Source organism: Campylobacter sp. CFSAN093249, from assembly GCF_011067895.1.
Lineage (GTDB): Bacteria > Campylobacterota > Campylobacteria > Campylobacterales > Campylobacteraceae > Campylobacter_D > Campylobacter_D jejuni.
Window position 1 is genome coordinate 82,826 of record NZ_JAAMWM010000001.1, and the last position, 17,386, is coordinate 100,211.

19 protein-coding genes and 1 pseudogene are annotated in these 17,386 nt (G+C 30.5%); 10 read left to right on the forward strand and 10 right to left on the reverse strand.

Features of this window, described 5'->3' with window-relative positions:
- The first annotated feature begins 3 nt into the window (after nt 1-3).
- A complete protein-coding gene (locus FBF10_RS00445) occupies nt 4-447 on the forward strand; it encodes a YqaA family protein (RefSeq protein WP_002868165.1) in 444 nt (147 codons plus the stop codon).
- Here FBF10_RS00445 and FBF10_RS00450 read toward each other — a convergent pair.
- Together FBF10_RS00450 and FBF10_RS00455 are read right to left on the reverse strand one after the other, a co-directional pair.
- Nucleotides 403-1,410 carry a nucleoside hydrolase gene (locus tag FBF10_RS00450; RefSeq protein WP_002860301.1) on the reverse strand — a complete coding sequence of 336 codons (1,008 nt, stop codon included), beginning with the start codon at nt 1,408-1,410 and terminating at the stop codon, nt 403-405. The two genes, FBF10_RS00445 and FBF10_RS00450, sit on opposite strands and share 45 nt — an antisense overlap.
- Nucleotides 1,407-2,768, reverse strand: a pseudogene (locus tag FBF10_RS00455) (MFS transporter). Before FBF10_RS00455 ends, FBF10_RS00450 begins: the two are co-directional and overlap by 4 nt.
- Before the next feature lie 163 nt (nt 2,769-2,931).
- On the opposite strand from FBF10_RS00455, the gene polA reads away from it, so the two are divergent.
- The 3 genes from polA to motB are packed head-to-tail and all read left to right on the forward strand — an operon-like array spanning nt 2,932 to nt 7,109.
- Nucleotides 2,932-5,571, forward strand: coding sequence for a DNA polymerase I (polA, locus tag FBF10_RS00460; RefSeq protein ID WP_002887796.1), 2,640 nt, complete (start codon nt 2,932-2,934; stop codon nt 5,569-5,571).
- Nucleotides 5,572-5,586: 15 nt separating this feature from the next.
- On the forward strand, nt 5,587-6,363 hold the full coding sequence (motA, locus tag FBF10_RS00465; protein ID WP_057033246.1) for a flagellar motor stator protein MotA: 777 nt from the start codon (nt 5,587-5,589) through the stop codon (nt 6,361-6,363).
- 2 nt (nt 6,364-6,365) lie between these two features.
- A complete protein-coding gene (gene motB / locus FBF10_RS00470; RefSeq protein WP_165433887.1) occupies nt 6,366-7,109 on the forward strand; it encodes a flagellar motor protein MotB in 744 nt (247 codons plus the stop codon).
- A gap of 5 nt (nt 7,110-7,114) precedes the next feature.
- On the opposite strand, the gene flhB is transcribed toward motB, so the two are convergent.
- Both flhB and FBF10_RS00480 read right to left on the reverse strand, forming a co-directional pair.
- Nucleotides 7,115-8,203 carry a flagellar biosynthesis protein FlhB gene (gene flhB, locus FBF10_RS00475; protein ID WP_002857279.1) on the reverse strand — a complete coding sequence of 363 codons (1,089 nt, stop codon included), beginning with the start codon at nt 8,201-8,203 and terminating at the stop codon, nt 7,115-7,117.
- A gap of 118 nt (nt 8,204-8,321) precedes the next feature.
- Nucleotides 8,322-8,918 carry a peroxiredoxin gene (locus FBF10_RS00480; RefSeq protein ID WP_002854219.1) on the reverse strand — a complete coding sequence of 199 codons (597 nt, stop codon included), beginning with the start codon at nt 8,916-8,918 and terminating at the stop codon, nt 8,322-8,324.
- Between the two features lie 206 nt (nt 8,919-9,124).
- Between FBF10_RS00480 and FBF10_RS00485 the strand changes: the two genes are divergently transcribed.
- The 6 genes from FBF10_RS00485 (at nt 9,125) to FBF10_RS00510 (ending at nt 12,419) form a co-directional block, all read left to right on the forward strand.
- Entirely contained in the window at nt 9,125-9,409 is a 285-nt protein-coding gene (locus FBF10_RS00485; protein ID WP_002854354.1) for a 4Fe-4S dicluster domain-containing protein, read from the forward strand.
- Nucleotides 9,410-9,521: 112 nt separating this feature from the next.
- Entirely contained in the window at nt 9,522-9,935 is a 414-nt protein-coding gene (gene ndk / locus FBF10_RS00490) for a nucleoside-diphosphate kinase (RefSeq protein WP_002854376.1), read from the forward strand.
- Nucleotides 9,936-10,289, forward strand: a complete 354-nt coding sequence (locus tag FBF10_RS00495) for a hypothetical protein (RefSeq protein ID WP_002859434.1) — start codon at nt 9,936-9,938, stop codon at nt 10,287-10,289. It begins immediately after the preceding gene.
- A gap of 24 nt (nt 10,290-10,313) precedes the next feature.
- Complete coding sequence (gene rpmF / locus FBF10_RS00500; RefSeq protein ID WP_002858674.1) at nt 10,314-10,460, forward strand: 50S ribosomal protein L32; 147 nt, start codon at nt 10,314-10,316, stop codon at nt 10,458-10,460.
- 5 nt (nt 10,461-10,465) lie between these two features.
- The gene (plsX, locus tag FBF10_RS00505; protein WP_004308353.1) at nt 10,466-11,452 is read left to right on the forward strand and encodes a phosphate acyltransferase PlsX; all 987 of its coding nucleotides are present in this window, start codon (nt 10,466-10,468) and stop codon (nt 11,450-11,452) included.
- Nucleotides 11,445-12,419: a beta-ketoacyl-ACP synthase III gene (locus FBF10_RS00510; RefSeq protein ID WP_002858639.1), complete on the forward strand. Its 975-nt coding sequence runs from the start codon at nt 11,445-11,447 to the stop codon at nt 12,417-12,419. The genes plsX and FBF10_RS00510 overlap by 8 nt, the downstream gene beginning before the upstream one ends.
- Here the strand turns inward: FBF10_RS00510 and FBF10_RS00515 are convergent.
- Genes FBF10_RS00515 through perR form a run of 6 tightly spaced genes read right to left on the reverse strand, consistent with a single transcriptional unit; the run spans nt 12,416 to nt 17,371 of the window.
- Complete coding sequence (locus FBF10_RS00515) at nt 12,416-12,766, reverse strand: RidA family protein (RefSeq protein WP_002868753.1); 351 nt, start codon at nt 12,764-12,766, stop codon at nt 12,416-12,418. The two genes, FBF10_RS00510 and FBF10_RS00515, sit on opposite strands and share 4 nt — an antisense overlap.
- On the reverse strand, nt 12,763-13,839 hold the full coding sequence (gene serC, locus FBF10_RS00520; RefSeq protein WP_004308357.1) for a phosphoserine transaminase: 1,077 nt from the start codon (nt 13,837-13,839) through the stop codon (nt 12,763-12,765). Before serC ends, FBF10_RS00515 begins: the two co-directional genes overlap by 4 nt.
- 9 nt (nt 13,840-13,848) lie before the next feature.
- The gene (gene xseA, locus FBF10_RS00525; protein ID WP_004308359.1) at nt 13,849-15,012 is read right to left on the reverse strand and encodes an exodeoxyribonuclease VII large subunit; all 1,164 of its coding nucleotides are present in this window, start codon (nt 15,010-15,012) and stop codon (nt 13,849-13,851) included.
- The gene (gene ubiE, locus FBF10_RS00530; protein ID WP_002859428.1) at nt 15,009-15,716 is read right to left on the reverse strand and encodes a bifunctional demethylmenaquinone methyltransferase/2-methoxy-6-polyprenyl-1,4-benzoquinol methylase UbiE; all 708 of its coding nucleotides are present in this window, start codon (nt 15,714-15,716) and stop codon (nt 15,009-15,011) included. Before ubiE ends, xseA begins: the two co-directional genes overlap by 4 nt.
- A 2-nt stretch (nt 15,717-15,718) precedes the next feature.
- Nucleotides 15,719-16,915, reverse strand: a complete 1,197-nt coding sequence (locus FBF10_RS00535; protein ID WP_002860308.1) for a hypothetical protein — start codon at nt 16,913-16,915, stop codon at nt 15,719-15,721.
- Between the two features lie 45 nt (nt 16,916-16,960).
- On the reverse strand, nt 16,961-17,371 hold the full coding sequence (perR, locus tag FBF10_RS00540; protein ID WP_002854244.1) for a peroxide-responsive transcriptional repressor PerR: 411 nt from the start codon (nt 17,369-17,371) through the stop codon (nt 16,961-16,963).
- Nucleotides 17,372-17,386: the final 15 nt, after the last annotated feature.

Here is a 17,386-nt window from a genome sequence, read left to right on the forward strand (position 1 = left end):
TTTATGTTTGATTTTTTATATAATGATATTAGCTATTTGGGGCTTTTCATGGTGTGTTTTCTTTCAAGCACACTATTACCCTTAGCAAGTGAAGCCTTTGTTTTAGGCTTTATAAAACTTGATTTTACTCCGAATTTGGTACTTATCGTAGCCACTTTGGGTAATACCTTAGGAAGTTTAAGTACTTATGCTTTAGCGTATTTTGGAAAAGAAAAAATTTTAGAAAAATACTTTAGCAAATCCTTAAAAAAATTAGAAAATTTCAATGCTAATTTTGCTAAATTTGGAAGTATATTTGCTTTTTTTACTTTTTTACCTTTAGTAGGAGATCTTTTTGCCTTGGGACTTGGTTTTGCGAAATATTCTTTTTTAAAAACTATATTTTTTATCTTACTTGGAAAATTAAGTCGTTATGCTTTCATAATTTTCATAGCAAACTCCTTTTAAAAACCTCTCTTTTATAAGTTTTAAAAGCTTTGCATTGTCTACATTTTTTAGAATTTTAACACAATTTTTAGTGCTTAAATCCACCCCCATACTCATTTTTGGTTCTTTAAAACAACGCCAACTCATACCTCTTGCCAAAGAACTATCGCAAATAACATCAGCATAACACTCATCAAAATCTGCAATACTAGAATCTAATGCGTAAGCTATCGTTAAAGCATCATGTATCCAGGTTCCCTTTGTACCACGTGTTTTAGAGGCATAATCAATCCAAACACCTAAAGTTTCAACGATAAAATCACATAAAATATTCTTACCTTGCAACTCTTTTAAATCCTCGTGTGTTAATAAAGTCTGCATGGTTGCATTATAAGGTATGAGTGTAATTTTAGCTCTTGAATTTAGCACTATACTAGCCGCCTCAGGATCAAAACCAAAATTTGTATCTTTAGTGTAATAAGGCATATCAAAACTGCCGCCCATAATAAAAAGCTCTTTAAGATTTATATCAAAATCTTTAAAAATTTTCATAGTCATAGCGATATTTGTCAAAGGTCCTATCGCACAAATAGAAATTTCTTTAGGATTTTTACTCACCAACTCACCCATTTTAAAAATCGCATCAGGATTTATATTTTCTAAAATTTCAGGACTTTTTATATTTTCCCAAAGATATTCAAGTTTAAAATTTTTAACACTTTCATCAAGTCTTTGACGCCAAGCTTTACTTGGTTCTTTTAGAGCTTCATTCGCTCCCAAATAAACGGGGATATTTAAATTTAAACGTTTAAATAAATCCTTAGCCACACTATAGGCAACAAGGCTTGGAACATTACCGCAAACTGTGCTTAGCATTTCAAGTTTGATTTCTTTAGATGACAAAATCAAAGCAAGTGCTAAACCATCATCAGTATTTGCTCCTGCAATAGCATTGCCTATGTCCGTGTCTAAGATAAGTCTCATATCGCATCTTCTATTTTATTTAAATCTCTACCTCTAGTTTCTGGCGCAAAAAATGTAGTCACAAAACCTATACCTGCAGTTAATACAAAATATGTCGCGATAGGCCACCAAGCGCCATAATATGCAAGCAAAGCAGAAGCCACCATAGGCGCTGTTCCTCCTGAAAGAATAGAACCTAGCTCCTTAGCAAAAGCCATTTTTGTATAACGGTTTTTTACCCCAAAAAAGCTCCACACCCCAAGCCGCTTGCACACCAAAAATCCCTAAAGATGCTAAAGACATACCTACAATAATAGTTAAAATCACAATAATTTCATTTTTACTATCTAAAAGCATAAAAGCAGGAAAAGCATAAATCATTAAAAGCAAACAAAACATTCTATAAGTAATACATCTTCCAAATTTATCACTTAAATAACCCGCCAAAGGAATAACTAAAAACCCTACCAATGAAGCTATCATTACCGCTGTAGTAACTACTGATTTGTCTAAAAGTAAAATTTTAGTCACATAACCTAAATAAAACCTTGCGCAAGATAAGAAGGTCCGTTTTCGCCTATTCTTAAGCCAACCATAGTCCAAAAAGCACGACTTCTTTGCCAAAAACTTCTTTCATCTTTTTTCATATGCTTTTCGTTATTAAGACGCAATTTCATCATTTCATTTTTTTGCTTTTCAAAAACAGGGGTTTCTTTGACATGAAAACGAATATATACAGCAAAAAGAGCGATTAAAATACTTCCCATAAAAGGAACTCTCCAGCCCCATTCTTTAAAACTTGCTTCATCTATTTGTACCATCAAAAGCCATACAAAAGACGCAAGCAAAGTTCCACTATTTGACCCTAAAGCAATCACAGAGGAAACAAGCCCTCTTCTCTTGCTAGGAGCATATTCTCCAAGCATAACTGTTCCACCTGAAAGTTCAGCTCCTGCGCCAAAACCCTGCATAAAACGCAATGCAACCAAACAAATAGGCGCCCAAACACCAATCACTGCATAACTTGGGATAAAACCTATTAGAGTAGTTGAAATTCCCATTAAAGCTATTGTAGCCATCATAACATTTTTTCTTCCGTGTTTATCACCTAAATGACCAAAAAACAAAGCCCCAATAGGTCTTGCAATAAAACCTATACCATAAGTTACAAAACTAAGCAAAAGTGCAATTACTGGAGTTTGCTCAGGAAAAAACACTTCTGAAAAAATTGTTGCAGCTGCTAAACCATAAAGTGCAAAATCTGCATATTCCATAGCAGTTCCCAACCAGCAAGAAAAAACTGCCTTTTTAAAAACTTTTCTACCTTCAGGTGTGTTAAAATTCTTATCTGCAATTCCATCAATTTGCTGATTTGTCATTACATTTTCCTTACATTATTCATATAAAATTTTACTCTACTCTATAATTATGACTAAAAATTGGAGTATTTTCGCTTAAATATCTTTAAATTTCGAGACATTTTAAGCAAAATTTTGAAATAATATAATCAAAAAATATATTTTATCAAAAAAAGAAATTATTATGAAAACTTTAACTATTATTGATACTTTTGGATTTTTTTTCAGACTTTACTACGCATTAAAAGATTTTAAAAATTCACAAGGACAAGCTAGTGGAATGATTAGCGGTTTTGCAAATTTTATTTATAGCTTAAAAAATGAACATAAAAGTGATTATATTGTTTTTGCATTAGATTCCAAAGGAAAAACTTTTCGTAGTGAAATTGATCCAAACTATAAACAAAATCGCACTCCACCACCGCCTGAACTTCTAGAACAAATTCCAATTTGCATAAAGATGATAGAAAAAATGGGTTTTATAAGCGTTTCTCAAGAAGGTTATGAAGCCGATGATATCATCGCTTCTTTTGTAAAAACTTGTGAAAATAGAGATATTTTTGTACGCATTATCACTCAAGATAAAGATCTTTATCAACTCATAAAAGATGGTAAAACAAGCATTTACAGTCCTATTTCTAAAAACGACTATGATGAAGCAGCGTGTTTAGAAAAATACGGAGTAAAACCTAATCAAATCAGAGATTTTTTAGCTCTTTGTGGGGATAGTTCTGATAATATTCCAGGCGTTAAAGGTATAGGTGCAAAAGGAGCTAAAACCTTGCTTGATGAGTTTGGTAGCATAGAGGGAATTTATGAAAATTTAACCCTAGTACGTAACGAAAGAAGTCGTAACTTGCTTTTAGAGGGTAAGGAAAATGCATTTTTAAGCAAAAAATTAGCTTCTTTGTATGACAATTTAGAAGTACAAAATCTCATAGAAAAAGCCACTTATCCTGATGAAGAACCTCTTTTAAAAATACTTGAAATTTTAGAACATTACGAACTTAATACTTTGCTTAAAAAACTGCGTCAAAATCCTGATAATAAAGATAAAAATTTAGGTTTTAAAGCCACTTTAGTACAAGATGAAAACAAACTTTTTGAAATTTTAAATACCCTTGATAAAGAAAGTATTATTGCTTTTGATACCGAAACCACAGGACTTGATACTAAAGAAGCAAAAATTGTTGGTTTTAGTTTTTGCATGAATGAAAATGAAGCCTTTTACGTGCCTTTAACTCATAATTATCTTGGAGTAGGTGAGCAAATCTCATTGCAAAGTGCCAAAAAAGCTATAGAAGTAATCTTTAATCATTTTGTTATAGGGCACAATCTCAAATATGATTTTAAAATCATTCAAAACAATTTTGACTTAAATTTACCTCAAAAATACGCAGATACAATGATTTTGGCATGGCTTAAAAATCCTTCTTTAAGAGTAAATATGGATGATTTAGCCTTAAGACTTTTTAATTACGAAACCTTGCATTTTGAAAGCCTTGTTAAAAAAGGAGAAAATTTTGCAAGTGTAGAACTTGAAAAAGCTTGTAAATACGCTGCAGAAGATGCTTATATCACTTTAAGATTTTATCTTTATTTTTTAAAAAATCTTGAAACTCCTTTATTAGAACTTGCTAAAAACTGCGAATTTGATTTCATTAAAATCATTATGATGATGGAAGAAAATGGCATAAAGCTTGATACAAATGCACTTGAAATCCTTATGAAAAAATTTGAAAATGAAATCAAAAATTTAAGTGAAGAAATTTATACTCTTTGCGAGGATAGATTTAATCTAAATTCACCTAAACAAATGGGTGATATACTTTTTGAAAAACTCAAACTCCCAAGCGGAAAAAAAGGAAAAACAGGATATTCTACCGATGAAAAAGTTTTAAATATACTTTTAGATAAACATCCTGTAATTGCTAAAATTTTAGATTATAGAGAACTTGCCAAACTTTATTCCACTTATTGCGAACCTTTGTTAAAACTAGCGTTAAAAGATAAAAATTCACGCATTTATTCAAGTTTTTTACAAACTGGAACCGCTACAGGACGTCTTTCATCTAAGGATCCAAATTTGCAAAACATCCCTGCACACGGACAATATGCAAAAGATTATAAATCTTGCTTTGTAGCTAAAGATGGATTTAGTTTTATCTCTCTTGATTATTCTCAAATCGAACTTAGAATACTTGCACATTTTAGCGAAGATGAAAAACTTTTAAATGCTTTTGCCAATGATGAAGATATACACGCAAGAACAGCAATAATGATTTTTGGTGAAAGCAATTATGAAACCAGAAGTGTTGCAAAAAGTATAAATTTTGGACTTATTTATGGTATGGGTTATAAAACCTTAAGTCAAAATTTAAAAATAGAAGCTAATTTAGCCAAATCTTACATAGAAAAATATTTTGAAAATTTTACTAGCATTAAGAAATATTTTGAAAAAGTTAAAAACGAAGCTAAACAAAATGGTTTTATTGTTACTTTAAGCGGTCGCAAGCGTTATTTTGATTTTGAAAACGCAAAACCTATGCAAATTGCCATGTATGAAAGAGAAAGCATTAATTCAATCTTGCAAGGCTCAGCAGCAGATGTAATCAAGCTTGCAATGCTAGAAATCAATAAAGAATTAAATGAAGATAAAAAGCTTATTTTACAAATTCATGATGAATTAATTTTTGAAGTAAAAGACGATTTGTGTGAAAATTTTGTAAAAAAAACTAGAGATATTATGGAAAATATAGTAAAATTAAAAGTAAAATTAAAAACAAGTTCAAGTATCGCCAAAAATTGGGGCGATTTAAAATAATCAAGGAGATAATTAATGGATCTTTCAACCATATTAGGAATGGTGCTTGCAGTTACTAGTATTTCGGTAGGAGATATACTAGAGGGAGGCAATCCTTTGCATGTTGTGCATCTTTCTTCCTTTCTCATAGTTATGCCAACAGCTGCATTTTGCGCAATGACTTCTACGCATAAAAAAATTGTAAAAGCAGCCTACAAAGAACTCAAAGTTGTTTTTAAAGGTTCTGGAGTAAATTTACCCGAAAGGATAGCCCAGTTAATAGAATTTGCTATTATTGCAAGACGAGATGGTCTTTTAGCGTTAGAATCAAGAACCAGTGAGATTGAAAATGAATTTTTAAAAAATGCTATGATGATGCTTGTAGATGGTAAAAGCTTTGAAGAAATTCATGAAAGCATGGAAATACAAACTGAACAACTTGAAGAGCATTATAAAGAATGTGCAGAATATTGGATAGTATTTGGAGAGACTTGTCCTACCATGGGGCTTGTTGGAGCGGTTTTTGGACTTATTTTAGCTCTTAAATTACTAGACAATCCTCAAGCAATGGCAGCAGGTATTTCAGGTGCTTTCACAGCTACAGTTACGGGAATTTTTGGCGCTTATGCACTTTTTGCTCCTTGGGGGAAAAAATTAAAAGCTAATGGAATGGATTTTGTAAAAGAGCAAATTGTTATTACTGAAGCTATAAAAGGAATTGCAGAAGGTGCTAATCCTAGAGATTTAGAAGCTAAACTTTTTAACTTCTTAAGTCACGATGATCCAAGAATTTCACAATTTGACAAAGGTTAAAAATGGCTAAAAAACATAAATGCCCAGAATGTCCAGCAGGTGAAAAATGGGCTGTGCCTTATGCAGACTTTCTAAGTTTGCTTTTGGCACTTTTTATTGCTCTTTGGGCAATTTCTAAAACAAATCCTGCTAAAGTAGAGGCTTTAAAAACTGAATTTGTTAAAATCTTTGATTACACCTCTACTCAAACAGTCAAAGAAGAGAGTAAAACCCAAGAAAAATATAAAGGCGCAGCAAAAGAAGAAAGCGATGAACTCAAATCGTTAAAACAAATGACTATGACACAGCAAGAAACTATCAAACGTCTTCAAGCAGCTCTAGATCAAAACGATAATCAGGTTGCTCTTAACCTTCCATCTAAAGTTGAATTTGAAAGAGGTAGTGCTCAAATCGTTTCAGCTGATATGCAAGATTATTTAAAACGTATGGCTGAGCTAACAACATATTTGCCACCTCAAGCAAAAATAGAAATTAGAGGCTATACAGACAATAGCGACTCTATTATAAGAAGTTATGAACTCGCCTACCAAAGAGCGGAAAATGTATTAAAATATTTTATAGAAGGTGGAGCAAATTTGAAAAATATTAGCATTAAAAGCTACGGGCTTAATAATCCTATCAATGGAAATCCACAAGCTCTAGAAAATAATAGAGTAGAAATATATTTTAAAGTCGATACAGCAGATACAAGTACTCAAAAATCGGTTCTTGAGCTTATTAACAAAATAGGAACTAAAGCACCTTAAAAGTTTTAGTTTCCTTTTTTTACTTGACCAGCTAAACGACTCTTATTATTTGTATTATAAACAAATCCTAGCACCTCAGCTACAGCTTTAAACATTTCCCTAGGAATAAGATCATTAACATCACAAGCTTTATAAAGCTCTCTTGCTAAAGGAGGATTTTCATAAACTACAACATTATTTTCATAGGCTACTTGTTTTATGCGAAGAGCGAGAAAATCCACTCCTTTGGCAACAACCCTAGGGGCTTGTTCTTTACTTGTATCATAACGAATAGCTACGGCATAATGCGTTGGGTTTGTGATCACCACATCCGCACCTGCAACATCTTGAACCATACGACGACGCGCAGCTTCCATTTGAAGTCTACGAATTCTACCTTTAACCTGAGGATCTCCTTCCATTTGTTTATACTCATCTTTTATTTCTTGTTTGCTCATACGCAAACCTTTAAAATACTGAAAACGCACCAAAAAAACATCTAAAACAGCAATAATTAAAAAAGCAACTATAACAATAGCTGCTAAAACAATAGCTCTGTCTCTTAGCCAAGTAAGCTGTGCAACCATAGTATAAAGCTCAACTCTTGGAAGCTCTTGCATAAATTTAAGTAAAACTATAAAAGCTATAGTAAAAACAATACCCACTTTTAAAATAATTTTTATACTTTCAACAATTTTTTTCAATGAAAAAAGGTTTTTTAAACCTTTTAGAGGATTGATTTTTCCTAAATTTGGCATAATAGGTTTAGTTGTAAAAATAAAACCAAATTGCATAATATTTCCCAAAACCCCAGCAATCATAATACTTAAAACAATAGGTGCAAGAATAATTAAAACCTCAAAAATGCTTTTAATCATAATGGCTTGAATAATACGCAAATCAAATTCAACACCAATAAAACTTTGATAGTATCTATATAAATTTACAATTCTCTCGCCCATAAAACTCATCATAAATAAAGTTATAGTTACTCCAATTATCAAAGTTACAATAGCTGCCGCATCTTGAGACTTTGGAACATTACCTTCTTTACGCGCATCTTCTATCTTTTTGGACGTGGGTTCTTCTGTTTTTTCTTGATCTTCGCCTGCCATATTTTAGCCTAAATAAAAATTTTAATATGTGTGTAAAATTATAGTAGAAAATTTATGAATTTCAATTAAAGAATAAAAATAAAGAAAAAGCCTCGTAAAGAGGCTTTATACTAAGAAATTAAAGTTTAGCTTCGTTTTTGCCAAGATATTCAGCCACGCCTTTAGGGTTAGCTTTCATACCTTCATCGCCCTTATTCCATCCTGCAGGACAAACTTCACCATGCTCATTTGTAAAAAGCATAGTATCAACCATTCTTAACATTTCATCTATATTTCTACCTAGTGGTAAATCATTAACCACAGCATGGCGAACTGTTCCATCAGCATCAAGCAAGAACGAACCACGAAGGGCAACTGCTTCTGCATAAAGTACATCAAAATTTCTAGCAATCTGCTTAGTTAAGTCAGCAACAAGCGGAAATTTAACCTGACCAATACCACCTTGATTTACTGGAGTATTTTTCCAAGCAAAATGTGAAAATTCATTATCTCCTGAAATTCCAATTACTTCAATGCCACGATTTTTAAATTCTTGATATCTTTTGTCAAAAGCTATAATTTCTGAAGGACAAACAAAAGTAAAATCTTTTGGATAAAAGAATACTACCGCTCCTTTTGGACCTATGTTTTTATAAAGATTAAAATCTTGAACAATTTCATTGTTTCCCAATACTGCTGGAGCAGTAAAATCTAAAGCTTTTTTAGTAACTATCATATTTTCTCCTAAATAATAAATTTTATTGATAACGAAATTATATCGTTTAAATCTTTATTTTTTTTTAAATATCTAAAATAATATTAAAAATTTAAGAAAGTTATAATTATTATCAAATAATGTAAATTTTTGATTATCAAAATTTACATTATTTAAGAATTTTATGCTAAAATCTTTTAAATCTTAATATTAAATAAGGAGAAAAAATGGCTGTAAAAATTACAGATATATGTATTGCTTGTGGTTCTTGTATTGATGAGTGTCCAGTGAGTGCTATCGTTGATGATGCTAACAATCCAGAAGGTGAAGATAGATATTATGTTTATGCAAACAAATGCGTTGAATGCGTAGGACATAATGATCAACCAGCTTGTGCCAGTGCTTGCCCAACAGATGGATGTATAGTTTGGAGTGCTGTAGAATCAGGACAACCAAGTCGTGATAATATTGGCGCTGATATGAGAAGTGGGGACACTCCAGTTTTTGCATAATTTTAAAAAATTAAAAAGCTAGAGATTCCTAGCTTTTTCTTTTAATTTAACTTTCTTTAAACAAATTCAAGTATAATTTTAAGCTTTATTAAAATAAGGAGTTATTACAAAGATGGAAAAAACTTTATCTATAATTAAACCTGATGCTGTTAAAAAAGGTGTTATAGGAAAAATTTTAGATCGTTTTGAAAGCAATGGATTAAGAATCGCTGCAATGAAAAAAGTTCAACTTAGTAAAGAACAAGCTGAAAATTTTTATGCTGTTCATAAAGAAAGACCTTTTTTTAAAGACTTGGTTGAATTTATGATTAGCGGTCCTGTTGTTGTTTCTGTACTAGAAGGAGAAGGTGCTGTATTAAAAAATAGAGATTTAATGGGAGCGACAAATCCTAAAGAAGCTAAAGCAGGAACAATTAGAGCCGATTTTGCTGAGAGTATTGATGCTAATGCTGTTCATGGAAGTGACAGCTTGGAAAATGCAAAAATAGAAATTGATTTTTTCTTTAAACCAAATGAAATTTGCTAAATGAAAATCCCTTTTTCTAAGATTAATACAAAGGAATATCCTTTTAAACTTAATCTTGAAAATATGATTTTTGAGGGAAATTTAGTAAAAATAAATCCTAAGCTTGTTAAAATAAATGCTATTATGCAAGGTTTTATCTATAGACCTTGTGATAGTTGTGGAACTGAGTTAGAACTTGAAATTAAAGAAAATTTAGAACTTTTTGCAAGTGATGGTATTTTTAAAGATGAAGCAAACGAATTGAGCAATACTATAGAATTTTTCGATGGACATATTGATTTAATAGAAGTTGCTATTAGCGAGCTTGAAGTTTATTTGAGTGATTATTTTTATTGCATAAATTGCAATAATTAATTAAATTTTTATAAAGGAGAAAAAATGGCAGTACCAAAGAGAAGAGTGAGCAAAACTCGTGCAGCTAAACGCAGAACTCACTATAAAGTTAGTCTTCCTATGCCTATAAAAGACAAAGATGGAAGCTACAAAATGCCTCACCGTGCGAATCCAACAACTAAGGAATATTAAAATCAATGATTAACATTGCCATTGATGCAATGGGTGGTGATTTTGGAGAAAAACCCATTATAGAAGGCGTTTTAAAGGCACTAGAAGCAAAACCTTTTAACGCTATCTTAGTGGGAAATTCTAAAATTCTAAAACCTTTAATACCAAAAAAATTAGAACAATATATACAATACGAAGAAGCTAGTGAAATTTTTTCGATGAATGGAAATGCCACAGATGCTTTAAAAAATAAAGAAACAACCATATACAAAGCTATTAATTTATTAAAAGAAAAAAAAGTAGATGCTGTAGTTTCAGCGGGTCATAGTGGAGCAAGTATGTCTTTGGCTACCTTAAGGCTTGGAAGACTTAAAGGTATTTCAAGACCTGCTATTGCCACTTTAATGCCAAATATCGTTAACAGAACTTTACTTTTGGATGTTGGAGCTAATACAGATTGTAAAGCTGAAAATTTATTTCAATTTGCCATAATGGGTGAAGTTTATGCTAGAGAAATTATGCAAATTCAAAAACCACGCCTTGCTTTACTTTCTAATGGCGAAGAAGAATGCAAAGGCAACGAACTTACCAAAGAAAGTCATCAGCTTATGAAAAAAATTCCAAATTTTATAGGTAATGCTGAAGGTAGAGATATTTTCAATGGTGAAATAGATGTTTTAGTCTGCGATGGTTTTGATGGAAATGTTATCTTAAAGGCTTGTGAAGGTGTAGCAACAGCTATTTTTCAGCTTCTAAAAAACGAAGTAAAGCAATCTTTTATTTCTAAAATAGGTGCTTTACTTATGAAGTCATCTTTTAAAAAATTAAAAAAACACACAGATTGGCAAGAATATGGCGGAGCACCCCTTCTTGGAGTTAATGGCTGCGTGATCATAAGTCATGGAAAAAGCGATTCTAGAGCTATTAAAAATGCAATTTTTCAAGCTATAAATTTTAGCCAATCTCATATCAATAAACTTATAGAAAATGAACTTGGGAAATACAATGCTTAAAGCCAGTCTTAAAAGTATAGCTTCTTATATTCCAGAAAAAATTTTAAGCAATGCTGATCTTGAAAAAATGGTAGATACCACAGATGAATGGATCACTAGACGCACAGGTATTAAAGAAAGGCGCATTGCTAGTGAAAATGAAAATACTAGCGATTTGGGCACAAAAGCTGCATTAAAAGCCATAGAAAGAGCAAATTTAAAACCTGAAGATATTGATGCGATTCTTGTAGCTACTTTAAGTCCTGATTATTTTACTATGCCTTCAACGGCTTGTAAAATTGCTTCAAATTTAGGACTTGTAAATATTAGCGCTTTTGATATTTCAGCAGCTTGTTCTGGTTTTATCTATTTGCTTGAACAAGCTAAAGCCTTAGTAGAAAGTGGTTTGAAAAAAAATGTTTTAATCATAGGAGCTGAAAAAACAAGTTCAATTATGGATTACAATGACAGAAGTATTTGCATACTCTTTGGAGACGGTGCAGGTGCTGGAGTTGTAAGTTTGGATAATGAAAATCATATCCTTGATGTACATACTGCAAGCAATGGTAATTATGGAGATCTTTTAATGACTCAAAGATCGCAAAAATCAAGCCTATGTCAAACACTTTCTATGCAAATGAAAGGCAATGAAGTTTTTAAAATAGCAGTAAACACGCTTAGTAATGATGTTGTAGAAATTTTAGCTAAAAATAACATTTTAGCACAAGAAATTGATCTTTTTATTCCTCATCAAGCTAATCTACGCATCATTAAAGCCGTCCAAGAAAAACTCAATCTAAGCGATGAAAAATGTGTGATCACTGTACAAAAATATGGCAATACTTCAGCTGCTTCTATACCTATGGCAATGAATGATGCCTATGAAGAAGGTCGACTTAAAAAAGGAAATCTGATCTTACTAGATGCTTTTGGCGGTGGTTTTACTTGGGGATCTGCGCTTTTAAAATTTGGAGGAGAGAATTTTTAATTCTCTCTTAGCTTTCCAAAAGCTTGAATTTCCACCAAATAACCCTCTGCTAAAGCACTTCCTACACAAGCTCTAACAGGTTTAGGATAATTTTTAATCCAAGCATCATAAATTTCATTCATTGCATCAAAATCTTGCATATTAGCTAACCAGATTTGAATTTGAATCAAATCTCCTTTGCTTGCGCCTATTTTTTCAAACAAAGCATCAAGTTCTGCAAGTGCTTCTTTGGTTTGTTTTTTAATATCTCCGCTAGGTTCAAAAGCCACTTGTCCTGCAGTCTTAAAATATTTATCAAAAACAATAATTTGCGACATTCTATCGCACTCATCAAAACGCTTTATCATGCATATTTTCCTTGAAATTCTTTCATAAATTCACACAAGGTTTTTACCTGATCCAAATTAAGCGCATTATAAATACTTGCACGAATTCCTCTTAAAATTCTATGTCCTTTAAGTCCTATCATTCCAGCTTCTTCGGCTTCCTTTACAAAAAGAGGCTCTAAATCTTTATTTTTAGCAATATTAAAACTCACATTCATTAAAGATCTGTCCTTTTTATCTGCATGTCCTTTATAAAATCCATTACTTAAATCAATACACTCATAAAGCATAGCAGCTTTTTGAGAATTTTTCTCATGTACTTTATCAAGTCCGCCTTGATTTAAAAGCCAATCCATTTCAAGATTAAACATATAAATGGCAAAGGTTGGAGGCGTATTAAACAAGGACTGATTCTCAGCATGAGTCAAATAATTTAACATACTAGGAATTTGTTTATTTTTAGATCTTTCTAACATATCTTTACGGATAAAAATACAACTTAAACCCGAAATTCCAGCATTTTTTTGCACTCCGCCATAAAAAAGAGCAATATTTGAAAAATCTACTTTTCTAGAAAAAAAATCACTCGATGCATCCACAATCAAAGGAGTTTTAGTTTTAGGATAATTTTGATATTGAGTGCCGTAAATAGTATTGTTAGAACAAATATAAGCATAATCAGCATTATCACTAAATTCCACTCTAGGAATATGATTAAAATTACTTTCCTCGCTACTTGCTACGGTTTTAACATTGACACCTAAAATTTGCGCTTCTTTAATTGCTTTTTTTGTCCAAACTCCTGTATTTGCATATTCACAAACTCCATTTAAAGCCAAATTCATAGGAATCATAGCAAATTGCAAACTTGCTCCACCTTGTAAAAATAATACTTCATAATCATCATTTAACCTGTAAAGTTTTTTAGCTTTCTCTTGTGCTCCAAAATGCACTTCTTCAAATACTTTTGTGCGGTGGGAAATTTCCATTATAGAATAACCCCTACCCTGATAATCACAGAGTTCTTTTTGAGCTTGCTCTAAAATTTCTAAAGGTAAAGTCGATGGCCCTGCACTGAAATTGATTTTTCTCATAATCTATCCTTATAAAATTTTTGCTTCTTTTTGAGAAGTTTGAGAACTTAAAATAACGATATCATCACTCTTAAGATCTTCTAAATTTGCTATTTTACCATTTTTTCTGATACAAATAAACTTTTTGCTTTTATTAAAAAAATTCTCATGTTGCAAATAAGCATTTTGCAATTTATCTAATTTTAATTCATTATAACGCATTTGATTTGCCAGTAGATGATTTAATTGCTTTTCTATATTATGGCTTTGTTTTATTTTTTCATCTATTATTTTTGGCAAAGAATTAAATTTGAAAAATTTGCTTAAATTTAAAAGCAAATTTTCATAATTTTGTATTTTATAATTCCAAAGTTGCATTAATTTTTCTTCCATTAAATCCAAACTTTGCTCTATATCCAACTTAGAATAAAACAAAGTATCTATAGCAGCTGAAGGCGTTGGAGCTCTAAAATCTGCAACAAAATCACTAATAACACAATCAATCTCATGTCCTATGGCTGAAATAATAGGAGTTTTTGCTTTAAAAATCTCTCTTGCTAAATTTTCATCATTAAAACAAAAAAGATCTTCTCTGCTTCCTCCACCACGTGCTATAATAAGAACATCTAAATCCATATCATCGGCTTTTTTTAAAGCTTGTATAAGAGAAAAAGGAGCATTATTTCCTTGAGTTAAAGCATCAAAAATATAAATTTTTGCCAAAAAATATTCTTTTTGGTGAATAAGTTTTAACATATCTTGCAAAGCAGCAGAAGTTTTTGAAGTGATAATGCCTACTTTTTTAGGAAATTTTGGCAAAGATTTTTTAAAGCGTGGATCAAAAAGTCCTTCTTGTTGCAAACGCTCTTTTAAAGCCAAAAACTGTGCTTCCAAATCCCCAAAACCTGCTTTTTTCATACTAGTAGCGATAAATTGATAACGACCACTTTCAGGATATAAACTTACACTTCCACAAAGCTCTAAAAAATTCCCCACAGCTGGTTTAAATCCGACTTTTAAATTAGCTCCTTTAAACATAGCACAAGCAATGCTTGATCTTTCATCTTTTAAATCAAAATACCAATGCCCTGAACCATGCAAAGTAATTTTTGAAATTTCTCCACTTAAAACTATATCATCAAAATGTGTTTCTAATAAAGCCTTTGCTTTAAGATTTAATTCTGTTGGTGTCATAGTTTTTTTGCTATAAACATTGAACTCACGCCAAAGCTAAAACTTTTATAATCAAGTATTTCAAAACCAGCATTTTTAAGTTCTAAGATGAACTCTTCCTTACTTAAAAATCCTTCAATAGAGTTTGGCAAATACTCATAAGCACTTTTATTTTTACTGATTATCCCACCTATACTTGGTAAAATATTTTTAAGATAAAAATCTCTACAAGCTGCTATAAATCCACCCTTTTCTCTTTTTGTAAATTCCAAAACTACCAAAATACCATCTTTTTGAAGTACTCTAGCAAATTCACTTAAGGCTTTTTGTCTTTCTACAACATTGCGAATGCCATAACTAATGCTTAAAATATCTAAACTTTGACTTTCTAAAGGTAAATTTTGCGCCCCTGCTTCTATAAATTCGACATTTGGAAATTTTTCTTTTGCAACATTTAGCATGCCACTACTTGGATCAATACCTTTAATATTTAGAATATTTTTTTCCATTTTTAAAGCACTCTCTTGCCAAATCTCTATCATATCCCCTGTGCCACAGGCAATATCAGCGATTTTTAAATCTTTTTTTAAATACAAACTCATCACTCTTTGACAAGCTTTTTTGCGCCACGCTACATCAGCTCCAAAGCTTAAAATTCTATTCGCCTTATCATAAGTAGGTGCAATTTGATTAAACATTTCTATAATTTTTTCTTGTTTTTGCATTTTTATCCTTTGTAAATTTTCAAATTTTTACTTGATTTTTTAAGCAATTTGCAAAATTTATTTTTATTATTGATTATTTTCGAAAAAATATTTTTATCCCTATCTTTGCAATATTTTTCATAAAGTTTGTTTAAATTTTTTATCTCTAAAAAACGATAAAAATATTCTAAAAATATTGCCAATTCAAAAAAACTATTTTCAAAAAGCTCTAAATCAAAATTTTTTAGTATATTTTTTCTAAATAAAATAATTTTTTTTCTAAGTTCTAACGCAACAAGTTGTTTAAAAAACCTATCTTTGCAATCTCCTTCATAAAAAGAATTTTCCTTTATGAAAAAATCAAAATCATTAAACAAATCTTGGATTTTTTCATCGCTTAAAAATAGCAATAAATCTTGATTTGAATTTTCACTTGCTAAAATATCTTGAGTTTTTTTCGTTATATCTTTAAACTTTAAAGCCAAAATATTACTCAAATTTTTATCTAAAATAGTATTCATACTTGATAAAACTATATACAAGCTTCTTGAATAAAATAAAAATTCGCATAAACTTTGCTTATCTTTTCTCTCTAAAGATAAAGTCCAATAAAATTTTAATTTTTTAAATAAATAAAATAAAAAAATTCTAAATCCATCATAAGCATTAATATAATTTGGAAAATCCAAGCTAAAATTCTGATTTTTTTCTATAATTTTAAAATATTTCTCTATATCAAAATTTTGATATTCAAAACCATATAAAACGATATGTTTAGAATTTAAATCATGATGTAATTCTTTTTGAATTTTAAAATCTTTAGGAATTTTAAATTCATTGGAACTATCCAAAGTTGGAAAAAATATTTTTAAAATACAAATTTTAGGCTCTTCATAAATATCAATATAACTTTTTAAAGAGCAAAATTTAAATTCGAAGCGTTCTTTTTTAATACTCTTTCCTATAATCTTTTTTCGAGCTTTTTCAAATTTTTTTTTAGAAATTTTCTCTTCTTGATTCTGTTCTAAAATTGAATTATTAAATTTTGTAATTTTATAAAATTCATTGCAAAAACTTTGAAATTTAACACTATGATTTGAAGTTATTTGAGTATAAAAAGTTTCAAATTTAGAATTTCGAAAAGGTATATTATCTTTTTTTAAATTCTCTAAAAGAGTGCAATCAGATAGTAAAAAGTTTTTTTGAATTTCATAAACCATTAAAATAACCCTTAAAATATATGGGTTATTTTAACCTTATTTTGCTTAATGACACTTTTTGCAACTATCAACATAAGCACAAACAGACAGATGATTGACGAGATTGCCTATCTTTTTTTCTAAATGCTCTTGATATTCATAAAGCTTAGCATCTTTAAAACTTAAATCCTCTATACCACCACATTTGGCGCAAACAACATGAATATGTTCTTCTTCATAGATATCGTAACAAGTTTTTTGATTTAAAACATTGATTTCAACAACTAAACCTTGTTCTTGTAAAGTATTAAGATTTTTATAAACCGTCGCTAAAGAGATTGAAGGGTATTCTTTTTTAATTTCTGTATATAATTCATCAATATTAGGATGCTCATGTCTTTTTAAAATTTTTAAAACACATAGTCTTTGCGGAGTAGCTTTTAACTCATGTTTTTTAAGCATTTGTAGTAATTCCATTTTATTTATTCCTTA

Coding starts and splice junctions, on each gene's coding strand:
- FBF10_RS00535 (WP_002860308.1), bottom strand. CDS start 16,915: ATGGTTTATGAAATTCAAAAAAACTTTTTACTATCTGATTGCACTCTT.
- FBF10_RS00450 (WP_002860301.1), bottom strand. CDS start 1,410: ATGAGACTTATCTTAGACACGGACATAGGCAATGCTATTGCAGGAGCA.
- FBF10_RS00485 (WP_002854354.1), top strand. CDS start 9,125: ATGGCTGTAAAAATTACAGATATATGTATTGCTTGTGGTTCTTGTATT.
- rpmF (WP_002858674.1), top strand. CDS start 10,314: ATGGCAGTACCAAAGAGAAGAGTGAGCAAAACTCGTGCAGCTAAACGC.
- xseA (WP_004308359.1), bottom strand. CDS start 15,012: ATGACACCAACAGAATTAAATCTTAAAGCAAAGGCTTTATTAGAAACA.
- FBF10_RS00480 (WP_002854219.1), bottom strand. CDS start 8,918: ATGATAGTTACTAAAAAAGCTTTAGATTTTACTGCTCCAGCAGTATTG.
- motA (WP_057033246.1), top strand. CDS start 5,587: ATGGATCTTTCAACCATATTAGGAATGGTGCTTGCAGTTACTAGTATT.
- polA (WP_002887796.1), top strand. CDS start 2,932: ATGAAAACTTTAACTATTATTGATACTTTTGGATTTTTTTTCAGACTT.
- perR (WP_002854244.1), bottom strand. CDS start 17,371: ATGGAATTACTACAAATGCTTAAAAAACATGAGTTAAAAGCTACTCCG.
- flhB (WP_002857279.1), bottom strand. CDS start 8,203: ATGGCAGGCGAAGATCAAGAAAAAACAGAAGAACCCACGTCCAAAAAG.
- motB (WP_165433887.1), top strand. CDS start 6,366: ATGGCTAAAAAACATAAATGCCCAGAATGTCCAGCAGGTGAAAAATGG.
- ubiE (WP_002859428.1), bottom strand. CDS start 15,716: ATGCAAAAACAAGAAAAAATTATAGAAATGTTTAATCAAATTGCACCT.
- serC (WP_004308357.1), bottom strand. CDS start 13,839: ATGAGAAAAATCAATTTCAGTGCAGGGCCATCGACTTTACCTTTAGAA.
- plsX (WP_004308353.1), top strand. CDS start 10,466: ATGATTAACATTGCCATTGATGCAATGGGTGGTGATTTTGGAGAAAAA.
- FBF10_RS00515 (WP_002868753.1), bottom strand. CDS start 12,766: ATGATAAAGCGTTTTGATGAGTGCGATAGAATGTCGCAAATTATTGTT.
- FBF10_RS00510 (WP_002858639.1), top strand. CDS start 11,445: ATGCTTAAAGCCAGTCTTAAAAGTATAGCTTCTTATATTCCAGAAAAA.
- ndk (WP_002854376.1), top strand. CDS start 9,522: ATGGAAAAAACTTTATCTATAATTAAACCTGATGCTGTTAAAAAAGGT.
- FBF10_RS00445 (WP_002868165.1), top strand. CDS start 4: ATGTTTGATTTTTTATATAATGATATTAGCTATTTGGGGCTTTTCATG.
- FBF10_RS00495 (WP_002859434.1), top strand. CDS start 9,936: ATGAAAATCCCTTTTTCTAAGATTAATACAAAGGAATATCCTTTTAAA.